This is a genomic window from Streptomyces sp. NPDC012466 (genome assembly GCF_042955215.1).
Taxonomy (GTDB): domain Bacteria; phylum Actinomycetota; class Actinomycetes; order Streptomycetales; family Streptomycetaceae; genus Streptomyces.
The window spans coordinates 335,643-351,289 of sequence record NZ_JBIBEQ010000006.1 but is presented as its reverse complement, the minus strand read 5'-3'; the positions used below and the strand labels follow the sequence as shown (position 1 = coordinate 351,289).

The window sequence follows — 15,647 nt, the reverse complement described above, 5'->3', positions numbered from 1 at the left end:
CGCCGACCGTACGGGGCATCACAGGGGCAGCCGGCCGGGACCGCGAGTCGCCGCAGACGACCGTGGATCCGCTGGACGGCCGCCCGCTTCGCCAGCTGACTGACACATGGTTCGTTCGTTCCACCCCACATCACACCATCTGTCACTTACATCACGAGGAGCCGCCTGATGTCCGACTTCGTACCCGGGCTCGAGGGAGTCATCGCGTTCGAGACGGAGATCGCCGAACCGGATAAGGAGGGCGGCGCACTCCGGTACCGGGGCGTCGACATCGAGGACCTCGTCGGCCACGTCTCGTTCGGCAACGTCTGGGGCCTGCTCGTCGACGGCGCCTTCAACCCCGGTCTGCCGCCCGCCGAACCGTTCCCCATCCCCGTGCACTCCGGTGACATCCGCGTGGACGTCCAGTCCGCCCTGGCCATGCTGGCGCCCGTCTGGGGCCTCAAACCGCTCCTCGACATCGATGCCGAGGAGGCCCGCGAGGACCTGGCCCGCGCGGCCGTCATGGCGCTGTCCTACGTCGCCCAGTCGGCGCGCGGCCAGGGCCTGCCGATGGTTCCGCAGCGCGAGATCGACAAGGCCCAGTCCGTCGTCGAACGCTTCATGATCCGCTGGCGGGGCGAGCCGGACCCCAAGCACGTGGCGGCGGTGGACGCGTACTGGACGAGTGCCGCGGAGCACGGCATGAACGCCTCCACGTTCACGGCGAGGGTCATCGCCTCGACCGGCGCGGACGTCGCGGCCGCGCTCTCCGGTGCGGTGGGCGCGATGTCCGGCCCGCTGCACGGCGGCGCCCCCTCCCGCGTCCTGCACATGATCGAGGAGATCGAGCGCACGGGCGACGCCGAGGCCTACGTCAAGCGGACCCTGGACAAGGGTGAGCGCCTGATGGGCTTCGGCCACCGCGTCTACCGCGCCGAGGACCCGAGGGCCAGGGTGCTGCGCCGCACGGCCCGCGAGCTGGGAGCCCCCCGCTTCGAGGTCGCCGAGGCCCTGGAGAAGGCGGCCCTCGCGGAGCTCCACGCCCGCCGTCCCGACCGGGTCCTCGCCACGAACGTCGAGTTCTGGGCGGCCATCGTCCTGGACTTCGCGGAGGTCCCGGCGCACATGTTCACGTCCATGTTCACCTGCGCCCGCACGGCCGGCTGGTCCGCCCACATCCTGGAGCAGAAGCGCACGGGGCGCCTGGTCCGTCCCTCGGCCCGCTACGTGGGCCCGGGCACCCGCAACCCCCACGAGATCGAGGGCTACGAGGACATCGCCCACTGACCGCGTCCCCCCACGGCCTCACCCGGCTCCGGGTGGGGCCGTCGGCATGTCCCGTCCCGCGAGCCGATCCAGCTCCTCGCCGATGGCTTGCCGCAGCCGGTCATGACGGGCCCCGAGCGCGTGCCGCTCCTCGCCCCACATCCGCCGCGGATACAGCCACACGGGCAGCCGCACCAGCTCCTCGGGCTCCCAGTCGTAGCGCGGCCACACATGCGCGTGCAGAAACCCGTCGGTGTTCCCGAGGATCTCCAGATTGACCCGCCGGAACCCCGTCTCCACCCGCCGGCAGGCCCGCTCGACGGCCTCTCCCAGGTGGTCCATGCCGTCCAGAAACGCCAGCCGCCTGCTCCGCGGCAGTTCGGACAGCCGCCGCACCGCCGGATCATCGGTCAGCAACACCGAGTAGCCGGGCAGGAACTGCACATCACCGATGACCGCGAACCCGGCCTCCAGCCTCCGCATCACGGCCGGGTTCTCACCCCGCAGGGCACTGCCGATCCGATCGTCGCGCCACGCGTCCACCACCATCGCCCCCGGAAAGCCGCAGAAAAACGCAGGCGACCCGCGAGTCTGGTTCCTCCGGAGGAGGAGCCGGCCGGACGTACCGGCGACTCGCGGGTCGGGTGACTGCTGGAGATTGGGCCGGCTGCGCGCTTCACTCACGCGCTGGTCCGGCACCGCACTGTGTGTGGTGTCGGGCCGCTAGCCCGCAGCCACCTCACGCGTCCGGTTCTCATACATCTGCCGAACCACCTCCCTTCTCGTGTACCTGGAACCCTAGGAAACCGATCGGCCTCGGATCAACCGTTTTTTTGAGACCTTGACTCCATGACGCAGCGGCAGGCGATTCTCAGCGGTTCGGTGTTCGAGGAGCGGATCGGGTATGCCCGGGCCGTCGTGGACGGGGACTGGGTGCACGTGTCGGGGACGACCGGGTTCGACTACGCGGACATGACGATCTCCGAGGACGTGGTGGAGCAGGCGGAGCAGTGTCTGCGCAACATCGGGGCCGCGCTGGAGAAGGCCGGGTGTTCGTTCGCGGACGTCGTGCGGGTGCGGTACCTGCTGCCGGAGCGCGAGGACTTCGAGCCGTGCTGGCCGGTGCTGCGCGCGTGCTTCGGCGAGGTGCGGCCGGCCGCGACGATGTTGGTGTGCGGGCTCGCGGACCCCCGGATGAGGATCGAGATCGAGGTGTACGCGCGGCGGGGGAGCGGCGAGGGGGCCCTGCCGTTGATCGACTGAGGGCGTGGGCCGCCCGGCGGTGTGGTCGCCCGGGCGGTTCCCGTGGCGTTGACGTGGGGATTGCCGCCGTACAACGATTCCTTCAATGTTCTGGGAACTCGGTGTGCGCTGGGTCACGTTCCAGTTGAATGATGGCAAGGAGCGAACCGACGTGCCGGACGTACGGACGCAGCCTGCAGGGGGTCCAGGTGAGTGCTTCCCGGCGTAGTGGGACCACCGACGAGCTGGGGCCGGAGGAGCCCGAGCGGGACGGTTCGGATGGTCAGGATCTGCTGGCCGCGTTGCTGGACGGGATGGACGCGGCGCTGTGCGCGTTCGACGCCGACGGGGTCGTGACGCACTGGAACCGTGAGGCCGAGCGGATCCTCGGCTGGAGCGCCGACGAGGCCGTGGGGCGGCGCGGGCTGGCCGGGTGGGCCGTGCGCAGCGCGGACGCCGAGGAGGTCGAGGGCCGGCTGCTGTCGGTGATGCACGCGCCGGGGCGGCAGGTGCACGAGTTCGCCCTGCTGACGAAGGACGGCGGGCGGGTGCTCGTGCGGACGCAGTCGGCGGCGGTGCGCGGGCCCGACGGAAAGCCGGCGGGGGTGTACTGCGCGTTCAGCGAGGTGCACGCGCAGATCGATCTGGAGCGGTCGATCGCGCTGAGCGAGGCGCTGTTCGAGGACGCCAGCTGGGGTGTCGTGCTGGTGGACGTGGACCTGCGGCCGGCCGTGGTGAACGCGCACGCGGCCCGGGCGCTGGGCACCGGTCGCACGTCGGTGCTGGGGCGGCCGCTCGGGGAGTTGCTGTCGCAGGGTGTGGAGGAGCTGGAGAGCGCGCTGCAGCACGTGCTGGCGGAGGGTGCGCCGCCCGCGCCGGCCGAGGTGTGGGTGAGTGTGCGCGCGTCGGAGGGCGAGAAGCGGCGGTGCTGGCGCAGCGGCTTCCTGCGGCTGGCCTCGCCCCTCGCGGAGGAGCCGGTCCCGCTGGGTGTGGGCTGGCTGTTCCAGGACGTGACGGAGGCCAGGCAGGCCGAGCAGGAGGCGTCCCTGCTGCGGTTCCGCATGCAGCAGCTGCACCGGGCGTCGCGGGCCGCCGCCGAGTGCGAGGACCCGGCGGAGGCGGCGACGGTCCATCTGGACTTCGCCCTGGCCGGTTTCGCCGACCACGCGCTGATCGACCGGGTCGCGGGGGGCGCGCTCACCGACGCGGAGACCGAGGGGCCCGTGCGGCTGGTCCGGGTCGCCGCGACACCTTCGGGGGCGCCGGGCCCGAGCAAGCTGGCCGACCGCGCGGGCCTGCCCGTCCGGTACGCCGAGGGGCACCCGGCCCTGCAGTGCGTGGAGCGCATGGGAGCCCTGCGGGCGAGCGCGGGCACCGCCCCTCCCGAGGCGGCCCGCGAGTGGGCCCTGGCCCGTCAGTGGCCCCCGGACGCGGTGCACGCCCTGTGCGCGGTGCTGCGCAGCCGGGGCCGGACGCTGGGCGTCGTGACGTTCCTGCGGGGCGCGGGCCGCAGCGCCTTCGAGCGCTCCGACGCGATGTACGCGGAGGACGTGGCGGTGCGGATCGCGACGGCGCTGGATCTGGCCGGGCTGCCGCAGGAGCGGTGAGGCGCGCCCGCACCCGGGTCTCCTCAGTGCCGGTAGAAGATCCGGTCGCGGTACTGCTCCATCACCCGGGCGTTCCAGTCGTGGCCGCCGTCGACGTTGCCCGAGCGCAGCAGCGGCGGCTCGATGCCGCGGTCGGCGAGCGTGGTGGCCGCCGTCGCCATGACGGCCTGCAGGAGCGCCGAGGTGACGACCGTGGAGGCGGGGGCGAAGGGGGCCGGGATGTCGTCGTGGGTGAGTTCGGCGTCGCCCACCGCGATCTTGGAGTCGAGGACGAGGTCGCAGTGGTCCTTGAGATACGTCCCGGAGGCGTGCCGGGACTTCGTCTGCGAGGCGTAGGCCACCGATGTCACGCCGATGACCTTGATGCCCAGGGCGCGCGCGTTCATGGCCATCTCGACGGGCAGGGCGTTGCGCCCCGACAGGGAGATGATCAGCAGGGCGTCGCCCTCGCGGAGCGGGGAGCTGTCGAGGACGGCGCTCGCGAGGCCGTCGACGCGTTCCAGGGCGGAGCCGAGCGGCGCGGGCATGACGTCGACGCCGACGACCCCCGGCACGGCGAGCAGGTTCATCAGCGCGAGGCCCCCGGCGCGGTAGACGAGGTCCTGCGCGGCGAGGGAGGAGTGCCCCGCGCCGAAGGCGAAGAGCCGGCCCCCGCTCGCGACGGTGTCGGCGAGGAGTGTCCCGGCGGCGGCGATGCTGTCGGACTCCTCGTCCCGGATCTGCCGCAGCAGGCCGATCGCGGCGTCGAGGAACTGTCCGGCCGGCGCGCGGTCGCTCATTCGGGATCCCTTCGGGCTGGCCTCGGCGCTTGTGTCGCGCATCACGGTGCGGTCTGGACCAGTGCGGTGTCAATACGGCCGTGCGGTCCGCGCGCCGAGTGCCGGGCGGGCGCCGAAGGGGAAGTCCGTACCCTTGCGCACGGCCGCGTAATCCCCGGCTTTCCCTCCGGAGGCACGGTTGTCGGTGGTATCCGGCAGAATTGGTTGCAGGGCCAGCGCACACGCCGGTGAGCCGTCCAGCCTCCGGCAGATCTCATTCGAGGGGCACGTATGTCCGGACTGATCGACACCACGGAGATGTATCTCCGCACCATCCTCGAGCTGGAGGAAGAGGGTGTGGTCCCCATGCGCGCCCGTATCGCCGAGCGGCTGGACCAGAGCGGTCCCACCGTCAGCCAGACCGTGGCGCGGATGGAGCGCGACGGACTGGTGTCCGTCGCCAGCGACCGGCACCTGGAGCTGACCGACGAGGGCCGCCGGCTGGCCACGCGTGTGATGCGCAAGCACCGTCTCGCCGAGTGCCTGCTCGTCGACGTGATCGGTCTGGAGTGGGAGCAGGTCCACGCCGAGGCGTGCCGCTGGGAGCATGTGATGAGCGAGGCCGTGGAGCGCCGCGTCCTGGAGCTGCTGCGGCACCCGACGGAGTCGCCGTACGGCAACCCGATCCCGGGGCTGGAGGAGCTCGGCGAGAAGGACGGCGCCGACCCGTTCCTGGACGAGGGCATGGTGTCGCTGGCCAGCCTCGACCCGGGCGCCGAGGGCAAGACGGTCGTGGTGCGCCGGATCGGCGAGCCGATCCAGACGGACGCGCAGCTGATGTACACGCTGCGGCGGGCGGGCGTGCAGCCCGGCTCGGTGGTGAGTGTGACCGAGTCGCCGGGCGGTGTCCTGGTCGGCAGTGGTGGCGAGGCGGCCGAGCTGGAGTCGGACGTCGCCTCCCACGTGTTCGTCGCCAAGCCCTGAGCCGCCGCGCCGCCGACGAGCCGGGGCATCGTCAACTCCCGTCGCGTGCGGGGTTCTTGTGGCGTTGGCGTGATCCGGCCCGAATCGGGGATCCAGTCCGCCGAATGGCAGCGCTCGTGCGCTTCCCGTGCGACGCTGTCGCGTGAGGCATATGACCTGAGGGGCTCTGGGCCGCGGCTCGACAGCGATGTCGCCCGGCCGGGGAGGGGGCTGGAGGATGTGCCGTGGAGCGATGGAGGGCCCCGGCGCCGTGTGGCGCCGGGGCCTGTCCTCCCCTGTGCTGACCCGGAGCCCCGAGCTCTCAGGGTCATTCCCCGCGGACCGGTTTCCCCGAGCGGCCCGCCCCCCGCTGAAGATCTCCCCTCGGCAGCGGCGATCAATCCCCGAGGGTGGTCACTCGAACGAGGGGTGTTGCCCGCGAGAACCTCGTTCTCGAATGCGCATTCGATAGTCTGCGGGCGGCGCACGGCACGCTTGTGCGGACAGGTACGGCGGCAAGCAGGGCAGAAGGAACAGCAGGCGGAACACGGTTCACAGGACCGGCCGGCTCCGAGGGGGCCGCGGTCCGCGCGAAGCTTGGGGGGTGCCAGGACATGGCGCGACGCATCGACGTGACCGGGACGGGCGGCGTACGCCTGGCGGCCTGGGAGTTCGGCGACCCGCCCAAAACCGACCCGGCGCAGGAGGGGCAGGGGGCGCACGAGGGGCACACCGCGCCGGAGGGCTCGCCCGGCGTGCTGTTACTGCACGGCCTCATGGGCCGCGCCTCGCACTGGGCGTCCACCGCCCGCTGGCTCTCCGCGCGTTACCGCGCGATCGCCCTCGACCAGCGCGGCCACGGCCGCAGTGACAAACCACCGCAGGGCTCCTTCACCCGAGACGCCTACGTGGACGACGTCGAGGCCGCTCTCGAGCAGCTCGGCCTCGCCCCGGTCGTCCTCATCGGCCACGCCATGGGCGCGCTGACCGCCTGGCAGCTCGCCGCCAAACGCCCCGACCTGGTCCGCGGGCTGATCATCTGCGACATGCGGGCCTCCGCGCTCGGCGGTGCCTCCCAGCGCGAGTGGGGCCAGTGGTTCGAGTCCTGGCCGCTGCCCTTCGCCACGCTCGCCGACGTCCGCAAGTGGTTCGGCGAGGACGACCCCTGGGTGGAGCGGCCCAACCCGGCCCGTGGCGAGTTCTACGCCGAGGTGATGGCCGAGTCCCCGGACGGCTGGCGCCCGGTCTTCGAACCGGAGCAGATGCTCCGCTCCCGCGAGACGTGGGTGTACGACGCGCACTGGGAGGAGCTGGCCCAGGTCCGCTGCCCCACCCTGGTCGTGCGCGGCCTGGACGGCGAACTGGGCCGCGCCGAGGCCCAGGAGATGGTCCGCGTCCTGCCCCGCGGCCAGTACGCGGAGGTCGCCGACGCCGGTCACCTGGTGCACTACGACCAGCCGGAGGCCTGGCGCGCCGCCATCGAGCCGTTCCTGGACTCCCTGCGCGACCACTGACACCGGCCTCCGCGGGCCGCGTCACCCCTTGCTGACCGCCGCCAGGATCTCCGGCAGCCGCCGGGCCGTCCGCGGAGCGGCCAGCTTCAGCCCCGCCGCCGCGAGCGCCGCCCCGTACGCGGTGCCGGCCGGCAGCGGCAGCCACCTCCAGTCGTCGCCGTCGGCGCTCACGTTCAGCCAGATCGTGAGCGCGATGACCGGCGCGCACAGCAGGGCGGCCGCCATCATGCCGCCGAAGATGGAGATCCAGGCGAGCCCGGTCTGCCCGGGGGCGACGTTCTTGTACCCCTCCTGCGGGATGGAGTACGGGAAGCGGGCGGAGGTCCACGCCCCGGTCGCGAGCATCGCGCCGAGCAGCGCGAAGGACAGACCCAGCGCCTCGGGCAGCCGCCGCCAGTCGCCGAGCATGGCCGTCGTCAGGACCGTCACGAGCGTGGCGTACGGCAGGGTGATCACCAGCAGGGCGTAGGCCCGGGCGCGCAGCTCGACGTAGGCGTCACGCGTCGAGGAGATCGTCATCGCGACCATCCAGAACGCCGAGGTGTCCTGCCCGAACTGGTTGTACATCTGGATGCCGAGCATCCCGGCGGCGAAGCAAGCGAAGTACACCGACCCGGTGCCCTGCCAGGCGTTGAACACCGGCACGATCAGCCCGATGGCCAGCGACGTCACCCAGGCGGCCTTGGTCTTCGGGTCGCGCCACACGTACCGCAGGCTGCGCTCCATCACCGTGCCGGTACGGCCCGGGGGCAGCAGCCGGCCCAGCCCGGTCGAGGAGCGCTCCCGGGCGGCCGACTCGGCGCTCGGCAGGGTGGATCCGTCGGGCGAGGTCATCAGCCGGGTCAGGTGCCGTGACCAGAACGCGAGCAGCGCCACCAGCGCAGCCGCGGTCAGTGCCACTTGAGCCGCGGCGAGACCGTAGGACCCCTCGCTCACCGCGTGCACGGCCCCGATCGCCGACGCGGGCGGCACCCACCGGAGCACCTCGGCCGCCGGGTCGAGTTCGCCCAGTCCCGACGCCCCGAGCCGCTGCGCGCCGAAGTTGACGATCTGTGCCCCGATGGCGATGACGAGCCCGCTGAGCACCGCGAGGTCCCGCCCCTTGCGGCTGGTCAGCAGCCGTACGTTGGCGACGGCGACGGCCCGTGCGAAGGCCACGCACACCAGCAGCGCGAGGACGACGGCGACGGCGCCGACGGCGAACGCCACCCCGCCCCGCGCCACCGCGACCACGGAACCGACCAGCAGGCACAGCGTGAACAACGGCCCGATGCCCACCAGCGAGGCCGTGAGCAGCGCCCGTACCAGCGGCCGGGGCCGCAGCGGAAGCATCACCAGCCGGGTCGGGTCGAGGGTCTCGTCACCGCTGGGGAAGAACAGCGGCATCACCGCCCACCCGAGCCCCAGCACCGCCACCGCCAGCACGGTCACCGACTCGGCGTGCGCGTGGCCGCGCAGCGCGATCAGGCCGATCAGCTGGAGCGCGGCGAACAGCAGCGCGCAGACCGCCGAGGTGATGTAGGCGGCCTTGCGCCCGCCGGACTGCCGCAGTCCGTTGCGCAGCAGTGACAGCTTCAGCCGGACGAAGACGGGGGTGATCGCGGGCGTGCTCACCGCGACCCACCGCCCAGCCAGTCCAGGTCGGACCCGGCGTCCCGGCTCTGCGCGCCGACGAGCTCAAGGAACGCCCGCTGCAGCGAGGGCGCGTCCCCGCGCACCTCGGCGAGGGTGCCGGTGGCGCGGATCCGCCCGGCGGCCATCACCGCGACCCAGTCGCACAGCGACTCGACGAGCTCCATGACGTGGGAAGAGAACACGACCGTGGCGCCCGAGGCCGTGTACCGCTCCAGGACGCCCCGGATGGTCTGGGCGGAGACGGGGTCGACGCCCTCGAACGGCTCGTCGAGGAACAGCACTTCGGGATTGTGGAGGAGAGCGGCGGCGAGCCCGATCTTCTTGCGCATGCCGGTCGAGTAGTCGACGACCAGCTTGTGCTGGGCGCCGGCGAGATCGAGGACGTCGAGGAGCTGGGTGGCCCGCTTGTCGACCTCGGCGCCGGGCAGCCCGCGCAACCGCCCGCTGTACGCCAGCAGTTCGCGCCCGGAGAGCCGCTCGAACAGCCGCAGCCCTTCCGGCAGCACCCCGATCCGCGCCTTCACCTCGACGGGGTCCCGCCACACGTCGTGCCCGACCACCTCGACCGTCCCGTGGTCGGGCCTGAGCAGCCCCGTCACCATCGACAAGGTGGTGGTCTTCCCGGCCCCGTTCGGCCCGACGAGCCCGATGAACTTGCCCGCGGGCAGCTCCAGATCGATCCCGGCCACAGCGACCTGCTGCCCGAACCGCTTCCAGAGCCCCCGCACACGCACAGCGCTGGATCCCACCGCGTCTCCCTCCGTCACCCATCACCCTACGGTGGGGCAGCAGGCCTCTCAGGGGCGCGGGGAACTGCGCGAACAACCACAACCGGCCCGCAGCCGCCCTGAATCGGCAACCACGCGGACGATCAGGCGCTACCGATCCCGACCGCACGCGTAGGCCAACGGCGAGATCAACTCCTCCGCGTCCGGCAGCCACCGATTGGCCGGCGTCGGCCGGCAGGCCCACTGCACGGCGCCGCGCGATCCGAACCGCGTGGGCGGCGCGGCCACGTACGCCCCCTCACCCAGCACGGTCAGATCCAGCGACGACACCGACCACCCCAGCTTCCGCACCAGATCGGGCACCTTCGCCGCCGCCCCCGGCAGCACGAAGAACTCCATCCGCCGATCCGGCGTGAGGGTCACCGGCCCGAGCGTCAGCTCCATCCGCTCCATCCGCGCCAGCGCGAGGAACCCCGCCGTCTCCGCCACGGAGATCGCGTCGAACGTCCGCCCCGTCGGCAGCAGGATCGACGCGGTCGGCTGCTTCTGCCACATCCGCCGCGCGACCGTCGCACTGCCCGTCGCCTGCGTCGCCCAGTCCGGACGCGCCGGGTGCGACCCGGGCGCCGGGCACGCCGCGTCACCGCAGGAGCAGCGCTGACTCCCGTCGACGGCTTCCAGCCAGGTGCCGGGGAACACGTCCCAGTGGCGCTCCTCGGCGTAGCGAACAGCGGTCTCCAGCAGCGATTCCCCGCGCTGCTTCGGGATCTGAGCGGCTTCGGTGCCGGCGATCGTCTCTTCCACGATGAACACAACTCTGGTCGTCACCAGGGGTTACGCCCACCCGCGTGCGCGGGGAGGAGCATCGCCCCGGTATCCGGGGCGCATGGGTGCATGTGCGGGGGCGCGCAGGAGGAACCGTCGTCGGAGCTGGGTAACCACGAGTGGGGCCGGCAGCAGCCGTTACCCCGGCATTCCTCACATGCCTCGCATTTTCGCCTGGTCGGCGGGGCATTGATCTTCACGGCCGGATCCTTTCGCTGGGACGTGAGGGGGCTCGGCCGCGGAAGACACGTCAACTCGGTGCGTGGGCAGGCACCGCAGCCACAGGGGGTACGCCATGGCCGCAAGGCCGCTCGTCGCCAGGCAGCCGAACGAACGGCTCCAGGCGCTCATCCAGGAAGCCGGATGCTCCAACGCCGGCCTGGCCCGCCGGGTCAACATGTGCGGTGCCGAGCACGGCCTCGACCTGCGCTACGACAAGACGTCGGTGGCGCGCTGGCTGCGCGGGCAGCAACCACGGGGCCGGGCCCCGGCGATCATCGCCGAGGCCTTGGGCCGCAAACTCGGCCGTACGGTCACGATCGACGAGATCGGCATGGCCAACGGCAAGAACCTCGCCTCGGGCGTGGGCCTGCAGTTCTCGCCGACGGTACTGGGGGCCATCGAGCAGGTCTGCGAGCTGTGGCGCAGTGACGTGGGGCGGCGCGACTTCCTGTCCGGCTCCTCCGTCGCCGCGTCCGCGCTGGTCGAACCCAGCCGCGACTGGCTGATCTCCGCGCCCGACGCGCAGGTGTCGCGCTCGGCGGGGCCACGGGTGGGGCAGTCCGACGTCCAGGCGGTGCGGGCCATGACGCAGGCGCTGGTGGATCTCGACCACCAGTACGGCAGCGGGCATGTGCGGCCGGTCGTCGTGCACTACCTCAACAGCGTCGTCTCGGGGCTGCTGGCGGGCTCGTACCGGGAGGCGGTCGGGCGGGACCTGTTCGCCGCGGTGGCCCGGCTGACGGAGCTCGCCGGGTACATGGCCGTCGACACCGGGCAACCCGGCCTGGCCCAGCGCTACTACATCCAGGCGCTGCGGCTCGCGCAGGCGGCCGGGGACCGCGGCTACGGCGGTTACGTCCTCGCGGCCTCCATGAGCCATCTCGCCGCGCAGCTCGGAAACCCGCGGGAGATCGCGCAGTTGGCGCGGGCGGCGCAGGAGGGGGCGCGGGGGCGCGTGTCACCGCGTGCGGAGTCGATGTTCCACGCGGCGGAGGCGCGCGGGCACGCCCTCATGGGCGACGTGCGCGCCGCCCAGTCCTCGGCCGGGCGCGCGGTGAGCGCCCTGGAGGCGGCCGACCCGGCCGCCGGGGACGACCCGGTGTGGATCGCGCACTTCGACGAGGCGTACCTCGCCGACGAGTTGGCCCACTGCCACCGGGACCTCGGGCAGGCCGAGGCGGCGGCCCGGTGCGCGCAGGAGTCGCTGGCCGGGCATCCCGAGACGCGGGCACGCCGCCGGGCCATCGGTTATGTGCTGTTGGCCACGGCACAGGTGCAGCAGCGCGAGATCGAAGAGGCGTGCAGCACCGGCATGAAGGCCGTGGAACTGCTGGAGGGGCTGCGGTCCAACCGGGGCGCCGAGTACCTGGAGGACTTCCAGCAGCGGCTGGAGCCGTACCGGGACGAGGCGGTGGTCAGGGAGTTCGGGGCGCGGCTCGACCTCCAGGCCGCAGCGTGAACACAAGGTCTGCGGATGCGTGAACGTGCGGGAAACGGCCGCCTCGCGGGCAGGAGGTGACATGAACGGCGGGCCGTGATCCGGTGGTGTTACCGCGCTCACAGGGCAGGAGGTCGTGCCCTGTGCTGCGTGGCACGGGGCTCTGGGGACCCGGTAGCGTGACCCGACGATTCACAAGGTCCCCCATTAGTAGGAGTCCCGGTGACGCAGAGTGGACAGGGCGAGGAGCCCTCGGCGCGCCCCGCGCGCGAAGGCATCGTGCTGCCCTCCGACGGTGGCGAGCCCCTGCTGCCGGGCATGACGGGCGGACCGGACGACGCCCCCGGCCGCAGGCCCGCCCCGCCGTCGGCGGGCGGGCCGCAGGCCTCGGCCCCCGCGGAGGGCCAGAACTGGGGCGGGCCGTGGGGCCCGGACCAGCAGCAGAGCGCGCCCCCGCCCGACCAGACCTGGCAGTCCCAGCCCCAGCAGTGGGGCACGCCGGAACCGCCCGCCTGGGACGCCCAGGCCCCGGGCGCGCTCCCCCCGGAGGGCACCCGGCCCCCGAACCCGTACGCCGGCACCCCGGCGCACCCCGACCCGTACGGCCCGGCCCAGCCGTCCGCCGGCCACACCGGCTACGACCCGTACGGCACCTCCGGCGGAAGAGCCCCCCTGCCTCCGGAGGGCTCGGGTGCGCCCGGGTACGGCTCTGCGCACGGAGCCGGCGGGGGACAGCAGCCGCAGGGAGCCTCCCCTTACGGGTATCCGCAGGGGACCGGTCTGCCGCAGGGCGCCGACCCGTACGGGGGCGGCCTGCCGCCGGCCACCGACGGGTACGGGCAGCCTGCCGGGGGAGCGCCGCAGCCGCAGGCGGGAACCGGGTACGGGACCGGTGGGGGCGCGCCCCTGCCCTCGCCCGCGGACGACGGCGCGACCCAGTACATACCGCCCGTCGCGGGGGACGCCGCCGCGGCCACGCAGTATCTGCCGCCGGTCGCGCCGGCCGCCGACGAGGGGGCGACTCAGTACATACCCCCCGTGAGACCGGGCGCGCTGCCGCCCGAGACGCCGTCCGGGGAGGACCCGGAGGCGACGCGCTTCCTCGGGACCGGGCCCCGGGCCGGGTCGGGAGCCGGGCCGCTGCCCCCCGCCTCGAATCCGGACGCCGAGGCGACGCAGTACATCGCGCCGGTGCCGGGCGAGGACAAGCAGCCGCCCGCCGAGTTCGACAACCTCTTCCGCAGTGAGCGGGGCCCCGCGAGCCCGGCCGGGGGCACCCAGCAGATGCCCCGCATCGAGCAGCCCCGACCCCAGCCCTCGTACGGCGCTCCCGAGCCTTCCCACGCTCCGCCCGCCGGAGGCCGCTCACGCGGTGGCCGCAGCGGTTCGCGCGTCCCCGTGATCGCGGCCGTCGGCATCGGCATCGCCGTCCTCGGCGTCGGCGCGGGCGCGCTGCTCGCCGGTGGCTCGGGCGGTGGGGACGACGACGGCGGTGACAAGAAGACCGTGGCCGCCTCCGCTCCCGCGACGGAGGGCTCCGCCTCGCCGTCGGCCGACCCGGCCCGGGCCCAGGCCGTCGAGCTGGACAAGCTGCTCGCCGACAGCGGCAACAGCCGCAGCACCGTGATCAACGCGGTCGGCGACGTGAGGGGCTGCGACAACCTGGCCCAGGCCGCGAAGGACCTGCGTGACGCGGCCAAGCAGCGCAGCGGTCTGGTCACCCGGCTCTCCGGCATCGAGGTCGACCGGCTGCCCGACCACGCCGCGCTGACCACCGCCCTCACCAAGGCCTGGCAGGCCTCCGCCTCGGCCGACAACCACTACGCGGCCTGGGCCGACCAGACCGCGGGCAGGAAGGGCTGCAAGAAGGGCCAGGCCCGCACCACCGACCAGACCCTGGCCGGGAACCGGGCCAGCGGCGTCGCCAGCGCCCAGAAGGCCAAGGCGGCCGGCCTGTGGAACGGGATCGCGAAGAAGTACGGCCTGACCGAGCGTCAGCCGACCCAGCTGTGACGGAGACGGCCCGGTGGGGACGTGAACCGCGGAGCGGGGACGCTCAGTAGTTCACGTCCGCGTCCTGCAGCGTCTTCGTGGTGTCGACGAAGCCCGTGCGCGCCGACACCAGCCGCCCCTCCCGCACCACCTGTACGGTCACGTTCGCGTTGACCAGGCGCGGGAAGCCCACGGCGGCGAGCTTGTCCTGGAACTGCCACTGGAGCGTCGGCGTCAGCCCGCCCGTGCCGACCTTCAGGCCGTCGTCCAGGGCCTCCGTGACCGTGTCGGCGGTCACCTCGCCGTCGCCGAGCGACTCGGCGATCTGCCGGAACACCGTGTAGGCGATCCACGTGGTCTGCACGCCGGCGTCCGCGGGGTCGATGCGGTTGTCGCCGAAGGCCTCCTCCCGGATCACCCGCTTCATCTCGTCCCAGCGCGGATCGCTCGCCACCGGGTACCAGCCGGTGATGTACGAGCCCTCGTAGGGCCCCGAGGCTCCGCCGGTCGCGTCGATCACCGTCTGGTCGACGCTGCCGAGCACGGTGGCCGTCCGCACCTCCGGGTAGTCCTCGCGGGCCCGCCGGAAGGAGTCCATGAAGGTGCCGTTGCGGTCCCCGAGCGCGGGCACCACGCATCCCTGGCCGGTTCCTCCGGTCGTCGTCGTGCGCAGGGCCCGCTCGGCCTGGTCGTCGTACGCGGTGGCGTCCTCCGCCGCCCGCTGGTCGTTCGAGGCCCGGTGCCCGCCCGCCTTCAGGCCGGAGTCGAGCAGCGGGGGCAGCTGGTCGCCCGCGATGGTGTCGGGACGGATCAGCGCGACGGGCCCGCAGTCGGCGAGCGCGCCGCCGAGGCCGGCGAGCAGCGCGGGCTGGCCGCCGTTGACGGGGTAGGACAGGGGGCTGGTGAACTCGGCGTTGGTGATGCCGTAGCCGCCGATGTAGGGGATGCCGGCGCCCTCGAGCGACGGGAAGAAGGAGTCCGCGTACTGACTGTAGGATCCGACGACCGCGACCACGTTCTCCTTGGCGGCCCGCCGGGCGCACTTCGCGGCGGCCACGCTGTCGTTGTGGTCGTTGCAGGTCAGCACGTTGAGCTTGCGGCCGTTGATCCCGCCGTTGGTGTTGATCCAGCGGGCGTAGGCATGGGCGAAGGCGGGCATGCCGGGCTTGTTGGTGGCCTTGGTGTTCTGCGGGGCCCAGGTCATGACGGTGATGGTGTCGCCCCCGGCACCCCCCGTGGTGCCGGGGACCACACCGCATCCGGCGAGGAGCGACGCGCACGCGACCGCCGTGCCCGCGGAGAGGATGCCGTTCCTGGCGTGACGGGTGAGGAGGCCGGGGAGGAATGTGCTGCGGGTGCGTCGCCTGCCGGTCATGGTTCCGCACGATTCCGTCACACGGCTAACCCATGAGTGATCTCCGGTCAACAATGGGTGACGCACCGGTGAATTGCGGGGGCCGGTGTGACCGATGTGG

At 72.9% G+C, this 15,647-nt stretch carries 13 protein-coding genes; 7 read left to right on the top strand and 6 right to left on the bottom strand.

Annotated features, from left to right (window positions below):
* The first annotated feature begins 168 nt into the window (after positions 1-168).
* On the top strand, positions 169-1,269 hold the full coding sequence (locus ACFY9E_RS23660) for a citrate synthase (protein WP_390987282.1): 1,101 nt from the start codon (positions 169-171) through the stop codon (positions 1,267-1,269).
* Between the two features lie 18 nt (positions 1,270-1,287).
* Here ACFY9E_RS23660 and ACFY9E_RS23655 read toward each other — a convergent pair whose 3' ends face one another.
* The gene (locus ACFY9E_RS23655; protein WP_390987621.1) at positions 1,288-1,794 is read right to left on the bottom strand and encodes a diadenosine tetraphosphate hydrolase; all 507 of its coding nucleotides are present in this window, start codon (positions 1,792-1,794) and stop codon (positions 1,288-1,290) included.
* Between the two features lie 303 nt (positions 1,795-2,097).
* On the opposite strand from ACFY9E_RS23655, the gene ACFY9E_RS23650 reads away from it, so the two are divergent.
* Both ACFY9E_RS23650 and ACFY9E_RS23645 read left to right on the top strand, forming a co-directional pair.
* On the top strand, positions 2,098-2,511 hold the full coding sequence (locus tag ACFY9E_RS23650) for a Rid family hydrolase (RefSeq protein ID WP_390987280.1): 414 nt from the start codon (positions 2,098-2,100) through the stop codon (positions 2,509-2,511).
* 131 nt (positions 2,512-2,642) lie between these two features.
* On the top strand, positions 2,643-4,097 hold the full coding sequence (locus ACFY9E_RS23645; RefSeq protein WP_390987278.1) for a PAS domain-containing protein: 1,455 nt from the start codon (positions 2,643-2,645) through the stop codon (positions 4,095-4,097).
* 23 nt (positions 4,098-4,120) lie between these two features.
* Here the strand turns inward: ACFY9E_RS23645 and ACFY9E_RS23640 are convergent, their stop codons facing one another.
* The gene (locus tag ACFY9E_RS23640; RefSeq protein WP_390987277.1) at positions 4,121-4,876 is read right to left on the bottom strand and encodes a sugar isomerase domain-containing protein; all 756 of its coding nucleotides are present in this window, start codon (positions 4,874-4,876) and stop codon (positions 4,121-4,123) included.
* A 270-nt stretch (positions 4,877-5,146) separates the two neighbouring features.
* On the opposite strand from ACFY9E_RS23640, the gene ACFY9E_RS23635 reads away from it, so the two are divergent.
* Both ACFY9E_RS23635 and ACFY9E_RS23630 read left to right on the top strand, forming a co-directional pair.
* Positions 5,147-5,839, top strand: coding sequence for a metal-dependent transcriptional regulator (locus ACFY9E_RS23635; protein ID WP_283971932.1), 693 nt, complete (start codon positions 5,147-5,149; stop codon positions 5,837-5,839).
* A gap of 593 nt (positions 5,840-6,432) precedes the next feature.
* Positions 6,433-7,332: an alpha/beta fold hydrolase gene (locus ACFY9E_RS23630; RefSeq protein ID WP_390987275.1), complete on the top strand. Its 900-nt coding sequence runs from the start codon at positions 6,433-6,435 to the stop codon at positions 7,330-7,332.
* 21 nt (positions 7,333-7,353) lie between these two features.
* On the opposite strand, the gene ACFY9E_RS23625 is transcribed toward ACFY9E_RS23630, so the two are convergent.
* The 3 genes from ACFY9E_RS23625 to ACFY9E_RS23615 form a co-directional block, all read right to left on the bottom strand.
* Positions 7,354-8,946, bottom strand: a complete 1,593-nt coding sequence (locus ACFY9E_RS23625; protein ID WP_390987273.1) for a transporter — start codon at positions 8,944-8,946, stop codon at positions 7,354-7,356.
* Positions 8,943-9,734 carry an ABC transporter ATP-binding protein gene (locus ACFY9E_RS23620; RefSeq protein WP_352118090.1) on the bottom strand — a complete coding sequence of 264 codons (792 nt, stop codon included), beginning with the start codon at positions 9,732-9,734 and terminating at the stop codon, positions 8,943-8,945. Before ACFY9E_RS23620 ends, ACFY9E_RS23625 begins: the two co-directional genes overlap by 4 nt.
* A 111-nt stretch (positions 9,735-9,845) precedes the next feature.
* A complete protein-coding gene (locus ACFY9E_RS23615) occupies positions 9,846-10,508 on the bottom strand; it encodes a bifunctional DNA primase/polymerase (protein WP_283972018.1) in 663 nt (220 codons plus the stop codon).
* Positions 10,509-10,815: 307 nt separating this feature from the next.
* Here ACFY9E_RS23615 and ACFY9E_RS23610 point away from each other — a divergent pair, with 307 nt between their 5' ends.
* Together ACFY9E_RS23610 and ACFY9E_RS23605 are read left to right on the top strand one after the other, a co-directional pair.
* Positions 10,816-12,201: a transcriptional regulator gene (locus ACFY9E_RS23610; protein ID WP_390987271.1), complete on the top strand. Its 1,386-nt coding sequence runs from the start codon at positions 10,816-10,818 to the stop codon at positions 12,199-12,201.
* A gap of 201 nt (positions 12,202-12,402) precedes the next feature.
* A complete protein-coding gene (locus ACFY9E_RS23605) occupies positions 12,403-14,193 on the top strand; it encodes a hypothetical protein (protein WP_390987269.1) in 1,791 nt (596 codons plus the stop codon).
* 43 nt (positions 14,194-14,236) lie between these two features.
* Here ACFY9E_RS23605 and ACFY9E_RS23600 read toward each other — a convergent pair whose 3' ends face one another.
* The gene (locus tag ACFY9E_RS23600; protein ID WP_390987268.1) at positions 14,237-15,547 is read right to left on the bottom strand and encodes an ABC transporter substrate-binding protein; all 1,311 of its coding nucleotides are present in this window, start codon (positions 15,545-15,547) and stop codon (positions 14,237-14,239) included.
* Between the last annotated feature and the right edge of the window lie 100 nt (positions 15,548-15,647).